Consider the following 19,837-nt stretch of genomic DNA (forward strand, 5'->3'; position numbering starts at 1 on the left):
AGGTCGACATCCGTAGCCACGTCGAATTTTGCTCTATGCAACATGAATTTATGAATCCAACTTCGGCACTCAACGCACAATCACGACAGCATCAGAAGGGTGTTTTGACATGAGGATCGTACTGTTCCTCCTGTTCGTGATTGCCGTCACAATTTCAGGAGCAACGTGGATAGCATATAAAGAAGCCAAGAAAATCCGACAAACTAGCTGATTCGTCTTCCGTCCGGCTTCAATATCCTTGAAGCATACGAAGTCCCATCTCGATGCCCTAGATGCGGTTCGCCGAACATAAGGGTGGATGAACCTCAATCGAAAAGTTGACCACATCGACTTCCAGATCAGGCTGCCGGATGGGCAACAATTCATCAAGGTTGTGTGCGGTACTGTCCAGGTACAGGTCAACGACCATGCCTTGGCACGCGCTCTTGACAGCCCTTACGACGCGGGCTTGGAGGATCGGATGTCGCAACGGCCGCGGCCGTAGTCAAAGGCTCAGGTATGTGGGCCGCCTTGTTCTCCTCAGATTCGGCTTTAACTTAACATAATATATATTATCGGACGTTGTTTCGCTGCGGCCAAAGAGGCCGGGGTTCCCTTCGCATTGAGTTGCGCATCGGAGCGTTCCTGAGTGCGTTGCAACGAATTTCGCTCTGTTTTACAACGTTTGGTCTGCATTTCACCAACTCTGTCAGTGCCTCTGTGCTGCCACTATGTGGAGATCTACGAATTCGGCATGGTTTAACACATAATCGATGGGATTTCTCCTTAGCAGCCGGGCGATGAAGTTACTCGGTGGAACAGGTTGTCCTGCCACCAATTGCGATACTTGCAGTTCGTCCGCGGTTCTGACGATCGTCAAACCGACGTGATTCTTGATAGGCGAACGTTTGATCAAGCGGGCCCCAAATTGCTCGCACAGCCGCTCAATTCGCTCCAAGTCGCGGCTTTCCTGGTCGCTAAGCGTGTCTCCAGACAGGACGACCAGTACATACAGTTCCGCGTTGAGTCTATCTGCAATGCGCCAACCGCGCCGAATCAGTTTTTCAGAGTGGGGCCGGTAGTTCACACACACGAGAATACGCTCTCGTTCTTGGGGGTGCCGGTGTGCCGACCGGTCATCTGTCATCCGCTGATCCACATCATCCGCCACCTCGAGCAGTGCCAACTCCCGCAGGGCGGCCAGATTTGCGGTTTGAAAGAAGTGATCGAGAGCCCATCGAATTTTGTCCGTGGAATAAATTTTTCCATCGATGAGCCGCTGCTGCAGGGTTTCCGGCGTGACGTCAATTAATCTAATTTCACGGGCCTGCTTCACGAACCAATCCGGAATCCGCTCGCGTACTCTCACCCCCGTAATGTGCTCGACTTTGTCATGAAGACTCTCCAAGTGTTGAATGTTCACCGCTGTTACAACATTGATCCCGTGCTCAAGCAGATATAGGATATCCTGATAGCGCTTTTCACGGGGACTCCCCGGGACGTTCGTATGTGCGAGTTCGTCGATCAGGACAATCGATGGATTCCGCCGGATAATGGCGTCGACGTCCAATTCTTCATACACACGTCCTTCGTATTCGATTCGCTTCTTTGGAATCACTTCCAAGTCGCCGATCTGAGCTGCCGTGTCTTGCCGGCCGTGCGTCTCGATCAGTCCGATGACGACATCCCAGCCGCGGTTCTTCCAATCTTGGGCATCCTGTAACATTTTGTAGGTCTTCCCGACCCCAGGCGCTGCCCCAATGTATATGGTCAATTTGCCGCGAGAGCGCGCATGTTCGCCGTGATTTCGTTGCGTATCCCGAGTGGTGCGCCGACGCCTGGCCCCCCTGCCCTGCGAATACGGAACGTCTTTCCAGCCGACGATTCGGAGATCGGTATACCGTAGATTTCTTAATAAATATCTCACCGGATTGTCCTTCCACGCGTATTTCCATTTCCGCACAGGTACGGGTTGTCCGATCACGATTTGCGTGACGTTCAGGCGATCTGCGGTCTCTAGAATAACCGCCCCGATTTGCCGGTCATTGAGAGGCTCAAGTACCCACTCGGCTCCGTATTGTTCGGCTAACTCCTTGAGTTTTTCCAGGTTTTGTCGTTGCTTCTCCGATAGCAAATTCTCTGCTGTATTGGCGACAGTGAGGGCATACAGGTCTGCTTTCATCCGTGATGCCATCTGGCGTCCACGCCGCAGAAGTTTGATCGCACGGGCATAGTCGCTGATGCATACCATAATGACCTCCCGGACACCTACCGGGCCGGGAATTTTGCGCCTTGAATAAGAACGCTGCAGACGATCGTCGACATCTTCGGCCACGGCGCGCAAGGCCAGCTCCCTTAAGGCCGACAAATTGGGCTTCCGGAAAAAATTTTGTAATGCCTGATTCACTTTATCCGGAGGATAGATGCTGCCATCACGCAATCGTTGACGCAACGTTTCCGGAGTTACGTCAATGACGGCAACCTCATCGGCTCGTTTGATAAATGACTCGGGTATGAGTTCACGAATCCGTACACCGGTTATCTCCTCGGCTTCTTGGTGGATCCCCTCAATGTGTTGCACATTGACAGCAGTCAACACCGAAATTCCTTGGTCGAGCAGGTACTCTACATCCATATACCGTTTGGGAAACATGGAACCCGGTGCATTCGTATGAGCCAGCTCGTCGATCACCACGACGTCTGGATCCCTCTTGCAAATCGCTTCAATGTCAACCTCTTCGAAGACGCGATTCTGAAACACAATGCGTTTCCTCGGCAGAACCTCAAGTCCGTCGATTTGTGCTGCCGTCTCAGGGCGCCCATGCACCTCCACGTATCCGATGACGACATCGATGCCCCGCTCCTTGAGCGACACCGCCTCCCGTAGCATTGTGTATGTCTTGCCCACGCCCGGGGCGGCTCCGATGAATACCTTTAACTGTCCGGGCTTTGTTCCGAAAACCTCGGTCTGATCTTGAACCACATAAGCAGCCCCCAGTCTACGTGATCGTTGTGTTTGTCAAGCGAAAAGTTGACCACTGGTCGAAGCCACCAGGCACAGCTTGTTGACCGTGACGGGCCGCGTCGTGGGGCAGCAGTGCGGGTGTTTGGGCAGCAGCCCCGGACGCTCCTGCTCCCACGCTGCCCAGCGCTTGTTGCGCTCCCTCTCACACTACCGAAGAATCAGCTCATTCAGGTCCTCAAGGTCTGGGACATCCGGAACAGGAACACACGTGTGGCGGCGAACGTAGCCCACGCGGTTTTCCAGGCTGCCTTTCTCGTGCGGCTCGCCGGGTTGGCAGAAGTCGCTGTCGAACAGGTAGTGAGCACGCAGGTTGGAGAGCAGTACGTGCTCCTCCCGGGCGGGGCCAGCCAGGATCTTGGTGACCGCGGTCTTGGGGTTGTCGTAGCGAACGCTGTGCGGCACCCCGCCAAACCATTCGAACGCTCGGTGATGTCCCTCCAGCAACGCCTCAATCTTCTCGGTGGAGAAGGCGCACGCCAAGATGACACCACTGGACCGCAGCCTCATCACGAACAGACTGACTTCCGTCTTCTTCACGTTCATCTTGACGACGACTCGTCCGAAGTCGGCCTCCGCCAGCTCACCAGCGTCGGAGGTCAGAGGGACGAACGCCTCTTGGGCGGCGCTTCTTCCGCCTGCTCACCCAGTACCGGACGGTGGATTCAGCCGCGGTGAACTCCTCGCCATACTCCTCCTGCAGCCGCTCGTAGATTCTTGAGGACACATATCGCTGGTTCTTGGGAGCTCCCGCCTTTTCCTCCTCCCTCAGCCAGGACTCGATGACGGGGATGCATCGTTCCATAGCTGGGCGGAAGCGTGGTTTGGTGAGTCGATACTTGGGGATTTCAGCATCGGCCAGCATCTTGCGCACCGTTTGTCGCGACACCTGGCATTGCCGGCTGATTTTACGTATCGACCACCCGTCCACATAGTACCGCTTTCTGATGTACTCCTTGTCGACCATCTCGAGCACATTCCTTTCCTCCTGCCCACCAGAGTTCGAACCAAACTCCAGAGTACAGGAAAGAGGTGCCGGGGTGGTCAACTTTATGGTTGTCAATGTACCCCCACGTGGTCAACTTTTACGTTATCAAACTACAGTCGTGCTCAGCCAGCCCTGTTACAGGCCAGCGTTTGTCCCGTTACGGTATGGACCTACATCCATTTCTCTCTTCAAGCGTCGTTGCGCCTGGTTCGACGACGACACTGCCCGTCCCCGGCAGATGAACTTTTTCCTTGGCTCCTTAAACACGAAATCATCATATTCCGGCTGACCACCTGCAACTTGACGCCATGTTCTCGATTCACTCGTTCCAGAAATATGTCCACATCCCGCTGGGTTTCGCAAACACTCACATGTTCCAACCAAACGAAAAACCTGGTCTTACGGATAGCCGCAACGTAAAATGGAAAGTGACTATCTGAGCGAATGACGTACCATCCCGGAGGGACATCTTTCCACGGTTTTATGAACGCCGTGTACAGTGCCAAACGCGATCGCTGACCCCAGTCGTGTTCCCTTTGCCGATTTCGAATATGTTCATATACGGAACGAGTGGCCTCTGGATCGTTTGAATCGACAAAAGAAATCCAACCTGCATCGTGTGCTTGTTCGACAACATCTCGTTTGTTATCTCCAAACCAGAAACCGAGTACGGTTTGATGATTTCCTTCGTATTTCCAGATGGCACCAAACCAACGATATCTGAGCGTAAAAATGTCAAGACAACACGGCTCAGATCCGAAGTACAATTGCGACGAAGTAAACATTTTTTCGACCTCGGTTCCCTTGAATGAAGGCCTTATCGGCCCAGTTGTTTCTCCAAGGCCAAGTTCAGGTCCATGACATTCACCATCGGCGCACCCCACAGGCCCAAGAACGGACCTTTTTGATGTTGAATAACCAGCGATTTCAAGGTAGACTCGCTTAAGCCGGTTGCCTTGGAGATTCTAGGAATCTGTAGCATCGCGTCCTCCACCGAAATATCTGGATCCAATCCGGATGCAGATGTCTCAACCATGTCAGGTGGAATGGATGCAGCTGGAACGGTACCGGACATGCCCGCGGACTTCATGTTATCGCGTACTTCCTTCACCAGTGCTGGGTTCGTGGGCCCCAGATTTGATCCTCCGGACCCGTTTGCTGCGTAATTGACTTCCGACGGTCGAGGCCAAAACAACCCGGGATCCGTGACGGGTTGCGCGATCAATTCCGAACCGACAATTCGCCCGTTGAACTGAACCATGCTTCCTTTAGCTTGAAATGGAAAGAGCACATTGCCGACTCCGGTCACAGCCAGCGGATAAATGAGCCCCAGCAGGATGGCAGAAACAAGGGTGAACCGTATCGAACGCCACAAATTGACCATGACGGTTTCCTCCTCGTGTCATTGAACGGGTTAAATATTGGCCAGGCCAAGTGCGGTGATGATGAGATCGATCATCTTGATGCCAATAAACGGTGCGATCACGCCACCGACACCGTAAATCAGGATGTTGCGTACAAGCATCGCCGTTGCGCTCATTGGCCGATACTTGACTCCTCTCATGGCGAGAGGAATCAGCAGCGGAATGATGATGGCGTTGAAAATCAAGGCAGACAAAATCGCACTGTGTGGACTGGTGAGAAACATGATGTTCAGGACGTGCAATTGCGGGACGACCACAGCAAACATCGCCGGGATGATGGCAAAGTATTTGGCCACGTCATTCGCGATCGAGAATGTGGTGATCGCTCCACGGGTGATCAGCAATTGTTTGCCGATGGATACCACCTCGATCAACTTACTGGGATCGGAATCCAAATCCACCATGTTACCCGCCTCTTTGGCAGCGGGTGTGCCCGTATTCATTGCCAGTCCAACGTCCGCCTGTGCCAGCGCAGGCGCATCGTTGGTTCCGTCCCCAGACATGGCGACCAGCTTGCCTTTTGCCTGTTCTTCCTTGATCAAACGCATCTTGTCTTCGGGCTTCGCCTCCGCAATAAAGTCGTCCACCCCTGCTTCTTTGGCGATGGTAGCAGCGGTTAAGGGATTGTCCCCTGTGCACATCACGGTTTTGATACCCATCTTCCGCAGTTCTTCGAAACGCTCACGCATACCGGGCTTAACGATATCCTTCAGGTAAATCAAACCGTAAACTTCAGCGTCTTTGACCACCGCCAAAGGAGTTCCACCTTCTCTGGCGATACGCTCCGTCTTGGCGTCAAGGTCTGCAGGCACAGAGCCGCCTCGTTCATGCACGTATTTCTTGATGGCATCGACGGCGCCTTTGCGGACCTTTGTTCCGTCTGCCAGATTGAGCCCGCTCATCCGCGTATCCGCGCTAAATTCCACGTTCTCTGCATCGGTGTAGGCTTCACGGGGAATGGTAACGCCTTTTTTCTTAGCCAAGTCGATTACAGATCGCCCTTCGGGGGTCTCGTCGAACAGGGACGACAACACGGCGACTTCCATCAACTCTGCTTCACTGTGGGCACCTACTGGTAAAAACTCACTTGCCAAACGGTTTCCGACCGTGATCGTTCCCGTTTTATCTAAGATCAAGGTGTTCACATCACCAGCGGCCTCAACCGCTTTGCCCGATTTTGCGATGACGTTGAATCGAATCACCCGGTCCATTCCAGCGATGCCAATCGCGGACAAGAGCGCTCCGATGGTTGTAGGGATCAGACAAACCAACAAGGCAATCAGTGTCGCGATGTCGATGGATCCCTTGACGTAATGAGCCATGGGCTCCAGCGTGACGACGACAATCAGAAAGATGAGCGTGAGTCCGGCCAGCAGCACGGACAATGCCAATTCGTTTGGTGTCTTCTGCCGGCTCGCCCCTTCGACGAGACGGATCATCTTGTCCAAGAACGACTCCCCGGGATCCGCGGTGACTTTGATGATGAGTTCATCGGACAGCAGCTTTGTACCGCCTGTCACGGAGCTGAAATCTCCTCCAGCGCCCCGAATGACCGGTGCCGATTCACCGGTAATCGCAGACTCGTCCACGCTTCCGATTCCTTCCAAGACCTCGCCGTCCGCGGGAATCATATCACCGGCTTCCACCCGGACAATGTCACCCTTGCGAAGCGCCGTGGCGGGGACTTCTTCAAACGTTCCGTCTGCTTTCTTTCGCTTCGCCATCAGGTCGGTCTTTGTCTTCCGCAGCGACTCCGCCTGAGCCTTACCTCTGCCTTCGGCAATCGCCTCGGCGAAGTTGCCAAACAGCACCGTGATGAAAAGTGTGATGCAAACAACGAGATTAAACACTCTTTGCCCCGGGCCATAATGGCCGCCAAACAGGTTTGGGGCAAATGTCAACAGGAGCGTGATGACAAACCCAATCTCTACGACGAACATGACTGGGTTTTTCACCATGATTCTCGGATCTAGCTTCACGAACGAGTCGATAATCGCCCGGCTCACAATGTCCTTAGACAGGGTTTTCACTGCACTCTTGGCCACTTCATACATCTCCTTTTTCCGTTCTGTCCCTGCACCAGACACCCTATTGGCTGAGCTGTCCAGCCCACATCTGGATGTGTTCACCGATTGGGCCGATGGCGAGCGCCGGGAAGAACGTCAATGCTCCAACAATCATGACCACCGCCACAAAAATCGCACCAAACGAGAACGTATCGGTCTTCAGGGTCCCCGGGCTGTCCGGAATCACTGTCTTGTTGGCCAGAGACCCGGCGATGGCAAACATCGCAATGATGGAAATGTACCGGCCGAGCAACATCACCAATCCAATGGACACGTTATAGAAGGTTGTATTGCCGGTTAATCCAGCGAAAGCCGAACCGTTGTTTGCGGCACCGGATGAGAAGGCATAAAGCACTTCTGAAAACCCGTGCAAGTACGGATTTGCCATCGATGACACACCGGTCTTGGTCGCGACCGCAATGGCAGTCGGGACCAGGATGACAAACGGATGGACCAACATCGCAATGGTGGCAAGCTTGATCTCCCGCGCTTCGATTTTCTTACCGAAGATTTCCGGTGTTCTCCCCACCATCAGTCCCGACAAAAAGACCGTGATGATGAGGAACATGATGATGTTGAGCAATCCAGCGCCATCACCACCGAACACCATGTTGAACATCATAAAGAGCAATGGAACGAAGCCGCCGAGTGGTGTCAAACTATCATGCATCGTGTTCACAGCGCCTGTGGTGCAAGCCGTTGTAACCGCCACGAACAAACTGCTGAGCGGTACCCCAAAGCGCACTTCTTTCCCTTCCATGTTGGGACCCGTAATACCCAGCATGTGTTGAAGAATGGGATTGCCCGCCGCTTCACTTCCGTACACGAGAAAAGCGCCTGCCAGCAACATGCCGGTCAAAAACACGTACAGCACCGCTGCCTGTCTCCGGTTACGGAGAAACTTCCCGAACGTCGCGATCAAGGCTGTCGGGAGAAGTGCCATCAGAAAAATTTCAATGACTGTCGTCAAGGCGGATGGATCTTCGAAGGGATGGGCGGAGTTCGCGTTAAAGAATCCACCGCCATTCGTGCCGAGTTGCTTGATGGCCTCAAGGGATGCGACCGGTCCGCGAGAAATGGTCTGAGCAGCACCTTGCAGGGTATGAACCGTTTGGGCGCCGAGCAGCGTTTCCGGTAACCCGAGTCCAACCAAAACGACGGCAGCGACAAAGGCCATCGGTAAGAGCACACGTGTATGGACTCTACTGAGAAAATGGACAAAAAAGAGAATACTCCCTCTTGTGCAGTTCTCGAATGGTTATTTATGTATATTGATTCAGGAGGCTTCCCCAGTGATGACAACTTGTACGCCCAATTGCTTCAGCCGATGCACGTGGCGTCGAATCAACGTTTCTCGATTCTGCCGATCGTAGTAATCAGGTCCCAGGTCTTGATAGGCAACCTTGTGCTTAAGCAGGTGGTATACGATGACCAGCAGGGTGTGCGCCAGAGCGACCGCTGCACGTTTCGTTCCCCGGCGCGCAGCAATCCGGTGATATCGGGCGGAAAGGCGGGTGTTTTTGCCTCGGGCGGCAGCGCGTGCGCATTCGATCATCGTTTCTCGCAACCATCCGTCACCCTTGCGTGTTTTTCCACTGTATCGTTTTCCCGCACTCTCGTGGTTCCCGGGACACAGTCCTGCCCAGGATGCCAGATGCGCTGCGGTCGGAAACCGACTCATATCCGTCCCGACTTCCGCCACAATCATTTCTGCCGCCTTTCGCCCAACCCCCGGAATCCCCTCGAGACGCGCCAGGTCTTCTTCAAAAGGGCGCATCCGCCGCGCTATCTCGGCGCTCACTTCCTCGATTAACTCGTCTAACTCATCAATGTGTTGAAGCTGAATGGCCAGCAGCTTCCGCTGATGAGGACGCACAATGCCTTTGAGCGCCTGCTCAAGCTCCTTCGTCTTGTTCCGCAATCGGCCTTTCGCGAGAGCAGCCATGCTTTGTTCGTCGGTGTTCCCAGCGATGAGTTCTTCCAGCATCGCACGCCCGCTCGCACCGAGCACGTCCGAAGCGACCGATGCCAGCTTGATATTCGCGCCTTCTAGGACTTTTTGGAGTCGGTTCACTTCACTCGCACGCTCGCGAATGAGCGACTTCCGGTAACGAATCAACTCACGCAACTCTCGTTGCTCACGCGAGGGAATGTAGCTGCCCTTCAGAAGTCCATGTTGCAGAAGCTGCGCGATCCACTCCGCATCTTTGACATCGGTCTTACGCCCGGGTACCTGTTTGATGTGCTGTGCGTTCACTACAAGAATTTCAAGCCCCTGGTCCTCTAATAGGTTGTAAATCGGTTTCCAGTACACGCCGGTACTCTCCATCGCCACATGTGTGCAGCCGTGTTGGCGAATCCATTGGCACATCGCTTGGAGATCTTCCGTCATCGTGCCGAATGTGCGAATCTCTTTGCCTTCAGGGGTGAGTACACACGCAACAACCTTCTTCTTGTGCACATCCAGCCCGCAGCAACGTTCATGCACGACTTCCATTCCACGGGCACCTCCATCGAGCGAACAATCGCAACCGCGTGGCGACCGATGATCCGAATTCTACTGTGCGTGCATCCCGTAGGGGAGCGACAAACCGTGGTTCTCGAGGTCGCCGGCTCCGTCTTACGATCGGGCTTTATGCACCACCGTCAAACGAGCTCTGGCGGCTGCTGACGCGATCGTATCGCAATATCTCCTCATTTTCATGCTCCCGTGGCGTCGAAGTTCGACATGGATGTCTTACGAAGTCCACCCAGAAGTTGCCGATGTATCGAGACTTGTTGTTCACCAGTCCCCGAACAACCGCAATCGCGGCGACAAATCCGGTGGCTGCCGAAGTGAATTGCAAATAGGTGATGCCCATCATCTGACCGAGATAGGTCATGCTTGTCTCGCCACCGTAGTTCTGCCAGTTCGTATTCGTGACAAAACTGGCGGCCGTGTTAAAGGCCAAGTCCCACGGCATGGACTTGATGTGATCCGGGTTCAATGGCAAATATCCCATCGTGCGAAAGATCAAATACGCAAAGAGCATCATGACCAGGTTCACGAGCAGCAGACTCTTGATGTATGCCTTCCAATCCATCTCGACCGCAGGATTGACTCCGATGAGCCGGTACAACACCCGCTCAAAGGGTGCATAGATGAATTCCAGCAAACTGCGCTGACCTGTGAACACACGATACAGATATCCTCCGAGCGGAATCCCGACAACCAGAATGATGGCTACGACGGACAATATTTGAATACTTCCCTGAAGCGTCAAAAGAAACCCACTCCTTTGTCAACATCCAAACCCCGTCAGACTAAAATTTCTCAGGATTGAAAATGACGTATGTGAGGTAAGCCATGAGTACCACAGCAATCACCAGTAACACCCACATCATGCTTCCCTCCTGGCTCAGCAAAACGATCCGGAGTGGCCGGAAAGGCAGAGGCCACTTACGCCTTGCCGAAAACTCGAATCAGCAATGCAAAAAGGCCAAAGGTGACTGCGATGAGCGCCATCGATACAATATCCCCCACGGACCATCTCCTCCTGTCTGAAGCACAATCATGGAAAAGTATTCCCTGCATGTGGAACCACATTCCTTATCCGCAGGGTTCCGACATGCCGATTGTATTGCCGATCCGTATAAAGAGTAGATGAGGGAATTCCGTCCGAGGCATAAAAAAAACATAAAACCAGCACCGTAAATGTACATACTATTCCGCGAATGCATGTCGGATGTGTGCATGTAACGTCTGCGGTAGACAGTAATCCTGTCAAGACCGCGAATCGTTCATTTTAGCCTAGACAGGTGATTCCTTCTGAATCAGAACTATCTGTTGGCTCAGCAAAAGCTTGGTGGGATTGCAGCACGGCGAGCGGCAGGATCCACTCACCGTCTTCGTTGTGTTTCCCTTTTTGGGGAAGGCAGGGATAGTCGTATTCCTAGCTGAATGCTAAAGTGAATGGCAAGGCCAATCCCCCGCCACGCATGCAACAACGATTGCTGAGCCAACAAACTGCACCTGACTCAAGGTGTCATTGTCGCTTTGAACAAGTGGATAAATAAAGCGGTTGTCAAACTGTGGACTAAGGATATCGAGATTCTGGGTTATAACGGATAAGTAGCTCTGAAACGGAGAGCGGAGATGGATGAAACGCAAGCGTTCTTCTCGACCAAAGTGGAGAGTTCTGAGGGCGCCGATCGATTCATGGCCAGTCCCGGAGAGCTGGCAGCGGAAACGGAACTCGTTGCACGGCTTGGTTCCGTATGCTGCGTCCACGCTCATGGTCGCCGTACTCACGGCAATGTTGTGGGAAGTCAGGTTCATCTTTGAACCGGTGAATATTGCGTTGCTGTATCTCATTCCGGTTCTCGTCAGCGCGGTTCGCTGGGGGTTGTGGCCATCTTTTCTTGCCGCCGGCATCGGTCTCCTCGCGTTCGACTATTTTTTCGTTCCGCCCATTTTCAGCTACACTGTGGGTGACTTGGCATACCTGATCTCGTTTGCAGTTTTCCTGGCAGTCGCGACGTTGACTGCGGGACTGGCTACGCAACTGAAGCAAAGGGCCCGGGAAGCTACGGAGCGTGAAAAGGTCACGTACACCCTGTATGCTCTGAGTCGACATGTAGCGGCGGTTCGCGATGTAGATACTGCCCTCAATGAAATTACACGTCAATCATTTCGGACGTTTGGCCTACCTGCCGCTGTCGTATTGCCTGCTGCACAGAACATGTTCGAAATCCGTGTGCAACACGGATTTTCTCCATCGAGAGAGCGGAGCATCGTGGAGCCGGCCATCTTACGGTGGGTGTACACTCATGCCCAGATGGCGGGCTATGGTACACGTGCATACTCCGAGACATCACTGCTCTACGTCCCGCTCAAAACCGAGACGAAGGTGCATGGCGTGCTGTGCATTGGTACAGAACACAACCGGGGCAATGGGTTCTCCGGCGAGCAACTGCGCGTGATAGAAGCACTGGCTGGGTTGGCTGCAGTTTGCATCGCAAGAATCCACTTCGAAGAAGAGGCCCAAATTGCCCGAGTCGCGGCCGAGTCGGAACGTCTCCGGACGGCACTGCTCGATTCCATCTCTCACGAACTGCGCACACCGCTGGCCACGATTATGGGAGCGATCACCGGAATGATTGAAAGCGCTCATGTCTTGTCATCTGAAGATCAGCGTGAATTGTTGTCGACGGTACGGGATGGTGCAATGCGAATGAATCGGCTCGTCACAAATCTGCTCGGAATGGTTCGCCTCGAAAGCGGGATGCTTCGTCTGAACAAGCACTGGTGCGACATCTCGGACATGATTGGTGTCGCTCTTGGGGAAGTGCAGGACGCCTTACAACATCGACGTGTCCATGTCTCTCTGCCGGACAATCTGCCCGCCATCTACGTAGACGATGTCCTGCTTGAGCAGGTCCTCGTAAACCTTTTGAGTAATGCGATCAAATATTCTCCCGACGGTAGCGAGATCTATATTTCGGCTAAATGCGATGACAATGTGGTTTTCATCGAGGTTCGGGACACGGGTATAGGCATTCGCCCCGAAGAGGCGGAACGGATCTTCGAGAAATTCTATCGTTCCGATACGACCCGCCAGATTCCTGGAACAGGTCTCGGGTTAGCTATTTGTAAGGGAATTGTGGACGCACATGGCGGCAATATACGGGCTCAACCTGCGAAAACCGGGGGAACCATCTTCACAATTCAACTGCCTGCCGACGATGCTGAGCATAAGGAGAATACCGGGTTGTAACGGTGACCGAAGTACAATTTTCTTAAAGTGAAGTGGTATGTGAAACGTGGGGGATGAAATGGATGGGAGCAAAGATCCTAATTGTCGACGATGAACCCCAGATCCGTAAACTCCTACGGGTCACTCTGGAAGCCCATGGCTATTCAACGGTAGAAGCTGGAACAGGGAAAGATGGTATCATCCAGGCCAGTATGTCGCGACCGGATGTCGTTGTGTTGGATCTCGGCCTTCCGGATATAGATGGAACCCAAGTATTACTTCAAATTCGAGAGTGGTCAAGTGTGCCAATCGTCGTTTTGACTGTTCGGGACGATGAAGCAATCAAAGTACTCGCACTGGACAATGGAGCCGACGACTATGTCACGAAACCATTTAGCATGCGTGAACTTCTGGCGCGTATTCGAGTCGCTCTTCGGCATACAGCAGGAACGACTGACGAACCGATATTGATTCTTGGCGCACTCACTCTCGACCTGGCACAACGCGTTGTAGAGCGTTCCGGTCAGCCAGTCAAATTAACACCGATTGAATACGACCTATTAAAAGTGTTGGCCATAAACGCCGGAAGAGTGATGACTCATCGACAACTCATCAAAGAAGTATGGGGTGACCAAAACTATGAATCGGCACTTCATTACCTGCGTGTGTATATTGGACATTTGCGGAAGAAGATAGAGGATGACCCAACTCGACCAAAGATCCTGGTCACGGAACCTGGTGTAGGCTATAGGCTTGTCACTCCCGATTGACATACCTAAGAGTTTGCATTTTAACTTACGCTTAGATGTATGACCCCGCTGTTGACACCATGGTACCTTGCGTGCTTTGTTTGTGAGCCTCACCCATTGAAAATCTGGCGCGATGAGTGTCCTATCAGTTTTTGCAGATGCCTCGCTCAACAGGATGGTTAACGAATCAGTTCCTCCAAAAATTTTGGTACCCGATCTTTAATCGCGTCACGTACTTCGCGGAATTTGTCCACCACTTCTTCCTCTGTACCTGTCGCTTGCGCAGGATCTTCAAATCCCCAGCGCAGGCGGTGAACGTGCAGTGGTGTCATAGGGCACTTGTCATTCGCGTCACCACACAACGTGATGACGTAGTCAGCTTTGTTCAAAATATTGGGATCAATCAACTTAGATGTCTGCGTGGAAATGTCTACCCCTGCTTCTTTCATCACGGCTACGGCACGAGGGTTGAGCCCGTGTGCTTCTATCCCTGCACTGTATACTTCAACTTTGTCCTTGCCCAGGTGTTTGGCCCATCCCTCTGCTATCTGGCTGCGACACGAGTTCCCAGTGCATAAGAAGTAAACCACCGGTTTTCTCATCATGATCCCTCCACACCCTCCACGAATCCTTCTTGCCCGAACCACCCAATTACGGATCAGTTCTCAAGTTCATTGTACATTTGTTAAGAAGATAACGTCCTTCAAACACCGTTCGAAACGCGTTACAACAGCAACTTCTCCATCCACATGACGTCAACCCATTTACCGTCCAGTTGGCCATGCTTCTTAAAGGTCCCGACCTCGTAAAAACCCATCTTTCGATACAGCCCTTGACCCAACTCGTTGAATGGAAAGGTTCCGAGCACGAGTTTGTGGAAGCCTTGTTCTTTGGCAAACTCTTCAAGTGCAGAAAGGAGCTTTTGCCCAACTCCCTTGCCCCGCCAGTCACGCCGGACATACACGGAGATTTCTCCCACACCGGAATAGGCACATCGGTGGGAGTACGGGTGCAGCGATGCCCAACCGATAACCTCGCCACCGTTTTCAGCAATAAATACACGGTAGCGCTCCGTGTGACCGTTGAACCATTTCGTCATATATTCCATATCCTTCTTCTCGACTTCCAAGGTTGCAATGCGGTCTTCAATCCCCTGGTTATAGATCAGCAGAATGGACTCAACATCCTCCAATCGTCCAAATCGTATATTCACGGTAACCCCTCCACTTTACTTGATGTATGCAACTAAATAATCCTTCGACCCCTACTATCTAGACCAGATTTGTGCCTCGCGTACAGCCGTATTCAGCAAGGATAGCGACGAAATCACCACATGTTGTTCAAACGGAGTCATGCGATCCAAAATCTTACAAATGGCTCGGTTCATAAAATCGCTAATTTGTCTTTCAATGTCTTGTCCTTTTTCGGTCAAAGACAACAACTTTACTCGTCTGTCGTTTGGGTCCTGTGTGGTCTGGACCAGCCCCATTTCTACCAATGCCTTGACCTGACGGCTAAACGTTGTCACGTCAACACCGAGCGCGTTCGCGACCTCTTGCATCGAGGGAAGATGGCGGCGCCTTACCTCGAACAGGATATGGCTCTGGATGAGAGACAAGTCTTCGCCACAACAACGTGAACAAGATGTGGCGTCAAGCATGCTGAAATTGCGCGCAAACTTCTGAAACAGTTCACGTAACTCCTCCATCGCGCTCCCCTCCACCGTGATTGTTGCCGAAATAATTGCGTTGTGCAAGTATTATCTTCGACGCATGATGGTACAGGGCGCGGAGCGGTGCCAAAGCCCCGTGCGTAATGATTCATCTTTCGGGTTTTGCAGATTTCCGAGCCCACCACTGTGTGATCTCTTGGTGCTACTGCTCTAAATCTCCAAGGTTCTCTTTCGTTTGAGGGATATCCATCAACCAATTGTTGGACTCATTGGCTTCGATGAGTTCGTTGAGATCGTAGGAACCGTAATATCCAGATCTAACGAATGGATCTTGCTGCACGAGTGCTTCTGCTTCCTCCAATGAATCCGCAACGAGAACTTGTATAGCTTCATCATTTTCTGTGAAGGGGCCGCAGAGGTGAAGTTTTCCACTCTGACTCAGCGTTCTCAAATGATTGACATGTGCCTGCAGCAGATCTCTTGTCAAGTGTCCCTTCTTCTTGTCTTTCAGAATGGCCACGAACTTTGTCACAGAATCACTCCTATTCGAGGTCGTAATCAGGTCCATGATGTATCCTTGTCGTGGAAACCCCCGGTCGTTGCACCTGCACAACGAAGGCACCCTGGAGCCCCTCGCCAATAGCCGCTCTTCTTATCTATTGGTTAATACACCCATAATACACCGCAGACGTTCACGATATATTCCTGGCCGTATCACGGTGATCTCAACAGCCCCTCGCCGGGTTTTCAGCGAGGAGCTGGAGTCTGTTTGTTGAACGGGGTGTGCCAAAGGTATAGACCATGTTCCAGGCCAAACTCCAAAACGCGATGTCATAGCCCCGGGTCACGTATCCGGTCTGGGGTCACAGATCCGGGTGTTCGTGCTTGGCGCGCAGACGCCGCCAACGGCACTCGACTTCCGCCTCAAATTGGGCCAACAGGTCCTTGTTCTCCGGCTTGAGCATGTGGCGGGTTTTGCCCATCATCTTCAGCCAATCCGACACCGGGATGCGCTCTCCTTTGGCCTCGGGGTCGTACGTGATCACCGTCTTGCTGTGCTCCACCTCGTAGAGCGGGAAGAAGCAGCTCTTCACCGCCGCCCCCACAATCACGTTGCCCTGGTCATCCTTCGATTGCCAGTTGAGCGGGCAGGCAATCAGAATCTTGCCGTACACCAGGCCTTCGTTCTTCGCATACCACTGCGCCTTCGCGGCCTTTTTGATGAGATCCTGCGGGAACGCCTCACACCCCGTGAAGACGTAGGGGATATTGGCCGCCGCCATGATCTGCGGGGTATCCTTGTGGGGGAAGGTCTTCCCTGCCCCCTTCTCGCCCACCCCCGACGTGGACGTCCTGTGCCCCAAGGGCGTGGAGTAGGACAGTTGCGCACCCGTGTTCATGTATCCCTCGTTGTCATACTCGAGGATGATCATGCGGTGGTTGCGCAGGGCCGCACCGAGGGCCGGCCCCATCCCGATGTCCATCCCCCCGTCCCCCGTCACCATGATGAACGTGATGTCTTCCCCGGACGGGATCTCGCCCCGCCGCTTTTTCTCCCAAAACATTTCCACCAGCCCGGACAGCGTGGCGGCACCGTTTTGGAACAGGTTGTGCAGGTACGTCACCCGGTGCGAAGTGTAGGGGTACCCGGTGGAGGTCACCATCGCGCAACCGGTCTGATACAACACCACCACATCGCCCTCAATCCCCTTGAGGAACGTCTCCACACCTGGGAAGATGCCGCAGCCGGGACACGCCCCGTGGCCCGGCGCCAGGCGCCGCGGTTTTTTAGTCAACGTGCGCAGGTTCGGCACCTTCACCCGCAGACTTCCCGTCTGCTCGTCCCGCTCCACGGACACGAACCCGCTCGTCTCCTCCCGGGTGATCGGCGGTAACCCAGGGGCAAACGGGACGGCATCCGGATCGCCGGGTTCGACACCGTAATAGTCGAAAGACGCCACACTTCCTCCTTCCAACCACGTGATGCATTCGCGGAACAGGTTCATGGCGTCGGCCGGGTAAAACTCCCGTCCCCCCAGCCCAAACACCCGGGAGAGCACATGCACGGGAGCGTGTGTCTCCTGCAGGGCCGCCTTGACTTCGTGAGTCAAATTCGGACCATGTCCGCCGTACGAATCCGCCCGCTCCGCCACCAGGACCACCTTCGTCTTAGCGAGCGCCTGCTGCACCGCCTCGAGTGGGAACGGCCGAATCATGTTGGGGGACACGATCCCTGCCTTGATCCCCTTCGCCCGCAACTCGTCCACCGCCACGCGGGCCGTCTCCGCAGCGGAATTCAGGATAAACAGTGCAATTTCGGCGTCCTCCATGCGGTAGAGATCGAGCAGCCCGTAGCGGCGGCCCGACATCGCGGCGAACTCTGCGGCAACTTCTGAGAACACGTCGGCCGCCCGGTACATGGCGATGGACTGCTGGTATTTGTTGTTGATGAAATCCGGCTCATTCATGTACGGGCCGACCGTCACCGGATGACGCGGATCGAGCGTCGTGACCGGCGGCTCCGGCACCGGCCCGACAAAACGCTGCACCGTTTCGCGATCCCGGAAGAACTTCACCCGCCGCTTGGCGTGGGACGTGAAGAAGCCGTCGTATGCCACGATCACCGGCAGCCGGACCTCGCTGTGTTCCGCGACCCGCAACGCCATCAGGTTCATGTCGTACACCGCCTGCGGGTCTCGGGCGAGGAGGATGGGCCAGCCGATGTTGAGACCGTAGTACAGGTCCGAGTGGTCCCCGTGGATGTTCAGGGGTCCGGAGACCGAACGTGTCACCAGATTCAGCACCATGGGAAACCGGGTCCCCGATTGGACCGGCAGATTCTCCAACATGTACAGGAACCCTTGGGCAGAGGTGGCGTTGAACACTCGACCTCCGCCAGTGGAGGCGCCGAAACAGATGCCTGCGGCACCGTGTTCACCGTCCGCCGGGATCATCACGATGTCGTGTTCGCCTCGGACCCGCATCTCATCCAGGTATTCTGCGATCTCGGTGGATGGCGTGATGGGAAAGTACCCCATCACGTGGTAGTTGATCTGGGCAGCCGCTTTGGCCGCCATCTCATTGCCCGACCGCAGTTCCTCCATCTGCAACGCCTTTTCCTCGGGCGGCTGCTGAATGGACGGCCGTTCCAGGACGTTCATGCTCATCACACGAGGACCTCCTTCTCAGCCCAAAACCGGTGTGGCACGCGGTGCTGCTGGACGTATTCCTCCGTCTCCGGGATGGTGGACAATGCGCCGGTCGGGCAGGCGGCCACGCACTTCTGGCATCCCTTGCAGTACTGGTAGTCGATCCCGGCGAGATACTGGAACATCCGCCCCTTTCCGTTGTCACGCGTCTCCCACACGAAGCAGGCGTCTGGGCAGACCTGATCGCAGGCTGCACAATGGATGCACGAATCGAGGTTCAGATCCGGAATGAACCCCTGACGGGACACGCTGAGGTCCCTGACGACGGAGTTGCCTGCGCTGGGAATCGTACCCCGATGTACTGGGTTGCATAGCCAAGCACGGGCGCATGCCTTGGGGTATCCGTCTGACCCCGGACGGGGCTACTGGAACTCGGCTCTTCCTCCACCACTTCCGTCCTGCCCGCCTCAAACGTGCGCAGATTCGCGTCCAACAGGTGCTGATAGCGGGCCGAGAACGCCTCCGCAATCCCCTCCCGCACCGCCACCGGATCCAACTGGGAGACCACATGGCACAGGGCGCCGAGCATCGCGGTGTTGATGCGGGTACCCTCCCGCACCGAAATCCCTAATGCGTCGACACAGGCGACCTTCACGTCCGGCCGTTTCACCTGTTGCCGAATCTCCTCCGGCCGTCTCTTGGTGTTCACGAGCAGCGTGCCCCCTGCACGCAATCCCGACAACGTCGATGGCGTACGCAGCAGCGCCTCGTGGAACACCGCCACGACGTCCGGTTCATCCACCGGGTAGGTCCCCCGAATCTCCACCTCCTGGGGAGCGAACCGGACAAACGCTTTCACCGGGGTACCTTTCTTCTCCGATCCGTACGACGCCGCATACCATCCGTTCCATCCCTGCCGGAGCACGCCCGATTCCGCGAGGATCTTGCCGGCTAAATTGGCCCCCAGCCCGCCGATGGATTCCATTCGGATCTCCAGGAATGGACGGGTTGCACCCTCTGTCACCTGTTTCACGGCACATTCACCCCCGATCC

General features: G+C 54.3%; 18 protein-coding genes. 2 read left to right on the forward strand and 16 right to left on the reverse strand.

All coding sequences use genetic code 11. The features are described from left to right. Positions 1 to 688 precede the first annotated feature (688 nt). From N687_RS25035 to kdpF, 9 genes are all read right to left on the reverse strand, one after another. Positions 689 to 2,962, reverse strand: coding sequence for a histidine kinase (locus N687_RS25035; RefSeq protein ID WP_029420383.1), 2,274 nt, complete (start codon positions 2,960 to 2,962; stop codon positions 689 to 691). Positions 2,963 to 3,151: 189 nt separating this feature from the next. Further along, the gene (locus N687_RS21900) at positions 3,152 to 3,547 is read right to left on the reverse strand and encodes a DDE-type integrase/transposase/recombinase (RefSeq protein ID WP_051662893.1); all 396 of its coding nucleotides are present in this window, start codon (positions 3,545 to 3,547) and stop codon (positions 3,152 to 3,154) included. Positions 3,548 to 3,584: 37 nt separating this feature from the next. Next, complete coding sequence (locus N687_RS21905; protein ID WP_051662894.1) at positions 3,585 to 3,977, reverse strand: helix-turn-helix domain-containing protein; 393 nt, start codon at positions 3,975 to 3,977, stop codon at positions 3,585 to 3,587. Between the two features lie 829 nt (positions 3,978 to 4,806). After that, on the reverse strand, positions 4,807 to 5,373 hold the full coding sequence (gene kdpC / locus N687_RS0102645) for a potassium-transporting ATPase subunit KdpC (protein ID WP_029420384.1): 567 nt from the start codon (positions 5,371 to 5,373) through the stop codon (positions 4,807 to 4,809). Positions 5,374 to 5,403: 30 nt separating this feature from the next. Next, positions 5,404 to 7,458 (reverse strand): potassium-transporting ATPase subunit KdpB, encoded by a 2,055-nt coding sequence (kdpB, locus tag N687_RS0102650; RefSeq protein ID WP_029420385.1) that lies wholly within the window; start codon positions 7,456 to 7,458, stop codon positions 5,404 to 5,406. 43 nt (positions 7,459 to 7,501) lie between these two features. Then, a complete protein-coding gene (gene kdpA / locus N687_RS0102655) occupies positions 7,502 to 8,710 on the reverse strand; it encodes a potassium-transporting ATPase subunit KdpA (protein ID WP_081841098.1) in 1,209 nt (402 codons plus the stop codon). A gap of 45 nt (positions 8,711 to 8,755) precedes the next feature. After that, the gene (locus N687_RS0102660) at positions 8,756 to 9,976 is read right to left on the reverse strand and encodes an IS110 family transposase (protein ID WP_029419937.1); all 1,221 of its coding nucleotides are present in this window, start codon (positions 9,974 to 9,976) and stop codon (positions 8,756 to 8,758) included. 136 nt (positions 9,977 to 10,112) lie between these two features. Continuing rightward, the gene (locus N687_RS0102665; RefSeq protein ID WP_029420387.1) at positions 10,113 to 10,742 is read right to left on the reverse strand and encodes a potassium-transporting ATPase subunit KdpA; all 630 of its coding nucleotides are present in this window, start codon (positions 10,740 to 10,742) and stop codon (positions 10,113 to 10,115) included. 40 nt (positions 10,743 to 10,782) lie between these two features. Continuing rightward, the gene (gene kdpF / locus N687_RS25380; protein ID WP_081841099.1) at positions 10,783 to 10,863 is read right to left on the reverse strand and encodes a K(+)-transporting ATPase subunit F; all 81 of its coding nucleotides are present in this window, start codon (positions 10,861 to 10,863) and stop codon (positions 10,783 to 10,785) included. Positions 10,864 to 11,618: 755 nt separating this feature from the next. Between kdpF and N687_RS0102680 the strand changes: the two genes are divergently transcribed. Both N687_RS0102680 and N687_RS0102685 read left to right on the forward strand, forming a co-directional pair. Then, entirely contained in the window at positions 11,619 to 13,235 is a 1,617-nt protein-coding gene (locus tag N687_RS0102680; RefSeq protein WP_029420388.1) for an ATP-binding protein, read from the forward strand. A gap of 53 nt (positions 13,236 to 13,288) precedes the next feature. Further along, positions 13,289 to 13,984, forward strand: a complete 696-nt coding sequence (locus N687_RS0102685) for a response regulator (protein WP_029420389.1) — start codon at positions 13,289 to 13,291, stop codon at positions 13,982 to 13,984. Positions 13,985 to 14,142: 158 nt separating this feature from the next. On the opposite strand, the gene arsC is transcribed toward N687_RS0102685, so the two are convergent. From arsC to N687_RS20600, 7 genes are all read right to left on the reverse strand, one after another. Beyond that, positions 14,143 to 14,565, reverse strand: coding sequence for an arsenate reductase (thioredoxin) (gene arsC / locus N687_RS0102690; RefSeq protein ID WP_029420390.1), 423 nt, complete (start codon positions 14,563 to 14,565; stop codon positions 14,143 to 14,145). Positions 14,566 to 14,687: 122 nt separating this feature from the next. Further along, positions 14,688 to 15,176, reverse strand: a complete 489-nt coding sequence (locus N687_RS0102695) for an arsinothricin resistance N-acetyltransferase ArsN1 family A (protein ID WP_029420391.1) — start codon at positions 15,174 to 15,176, stop codon at positions 14,688 to 14,690. 54 nt (positions 15,177 to 15,230) lie between these two features. Then, the gene (locus tag N687_RS0102700; protein WP_029420392.1) at positions 15,231 to 15,671 is read right to left on the reverse strand and encodes a MarR family winged helix-turn-helix transcriptional regulator; all 441 of its coding nucleotides are present in this window, start codon (positions 15,669 to 15,671) and stop codon (positions 15,231 to 15,233) included. Between the two features lie 166 nt (positions 15,672 to 15,837). Further along, positions 15,838 to 16,167 carry a YciI family protein gene (locus N687_RS0102705; protein ID WP_051662895.1) on the reverse strand — a complete coding sequence of 110 codons (330 nt, stop codon included), beginning with the start codon at positions 16,165 to 16,167 and terminating at the stop codon, positions 15,838 to 15,840. Between the two features lie 331 nt (positions 16,168 to 16,498). Beyond that, positions 16,499 to 18,802 (reverse strand): transketolase C-terminal domain-containing protein, encoded by a 2,304-nt coding sequence (locus tag N687_RS0102710; protein WP_029420394.1) that lies wholly within the window; start codon positions 18,800 to 18,802, stop codon positions 16,499 to 16,501. After that, complete coding sequence (locus N687_RS25260; RefSeq protein ID WP_419670113.1) at positions 18,802 to 19,092, reverse strand: 4Fe-4S dicluster domain-containing protein; 291 nt, start codon at positions 19,090 to 19,092, stop codon at positions 18,802 to 18,804. Before N687_RS25260 ends, N687_RS0102710 begins: the two co-directional genes overlap by 1 nt. Continuing rightward, positions 19,062 to 19,817 (reverse strand): 2-oxoacid:acceptor oxidoreductase family protein, encoded by a 756-nt coding sequence (locus tag N687_RS20600; protein ID WP_331280117.1) that lies wholly within the window; start codon positions 19,815 to 19,817, stop codon positions 19,062 to 19,064. The genes N687_RS25260 and N687_RS20600 overlap by 31 nt, the downstream gene beginning before the upstream one ends. Positions 19,818 to 19,837: the final 20 nt, after the last annotated feature.

It is taken from the genome of Alicyclobacillus macrosporangiidus CPP55, assembly GCF_000702485.1.
In the GTDB taxonomy this organism is placed as follows: domain Bacteria; phylum Bacillota; class Bacilli; order Alicyclobacillales; family Alicyclobacillaceae; genus Alicyclobacillus_H; species Alicyclobacillus_H macrosporangiidus_B.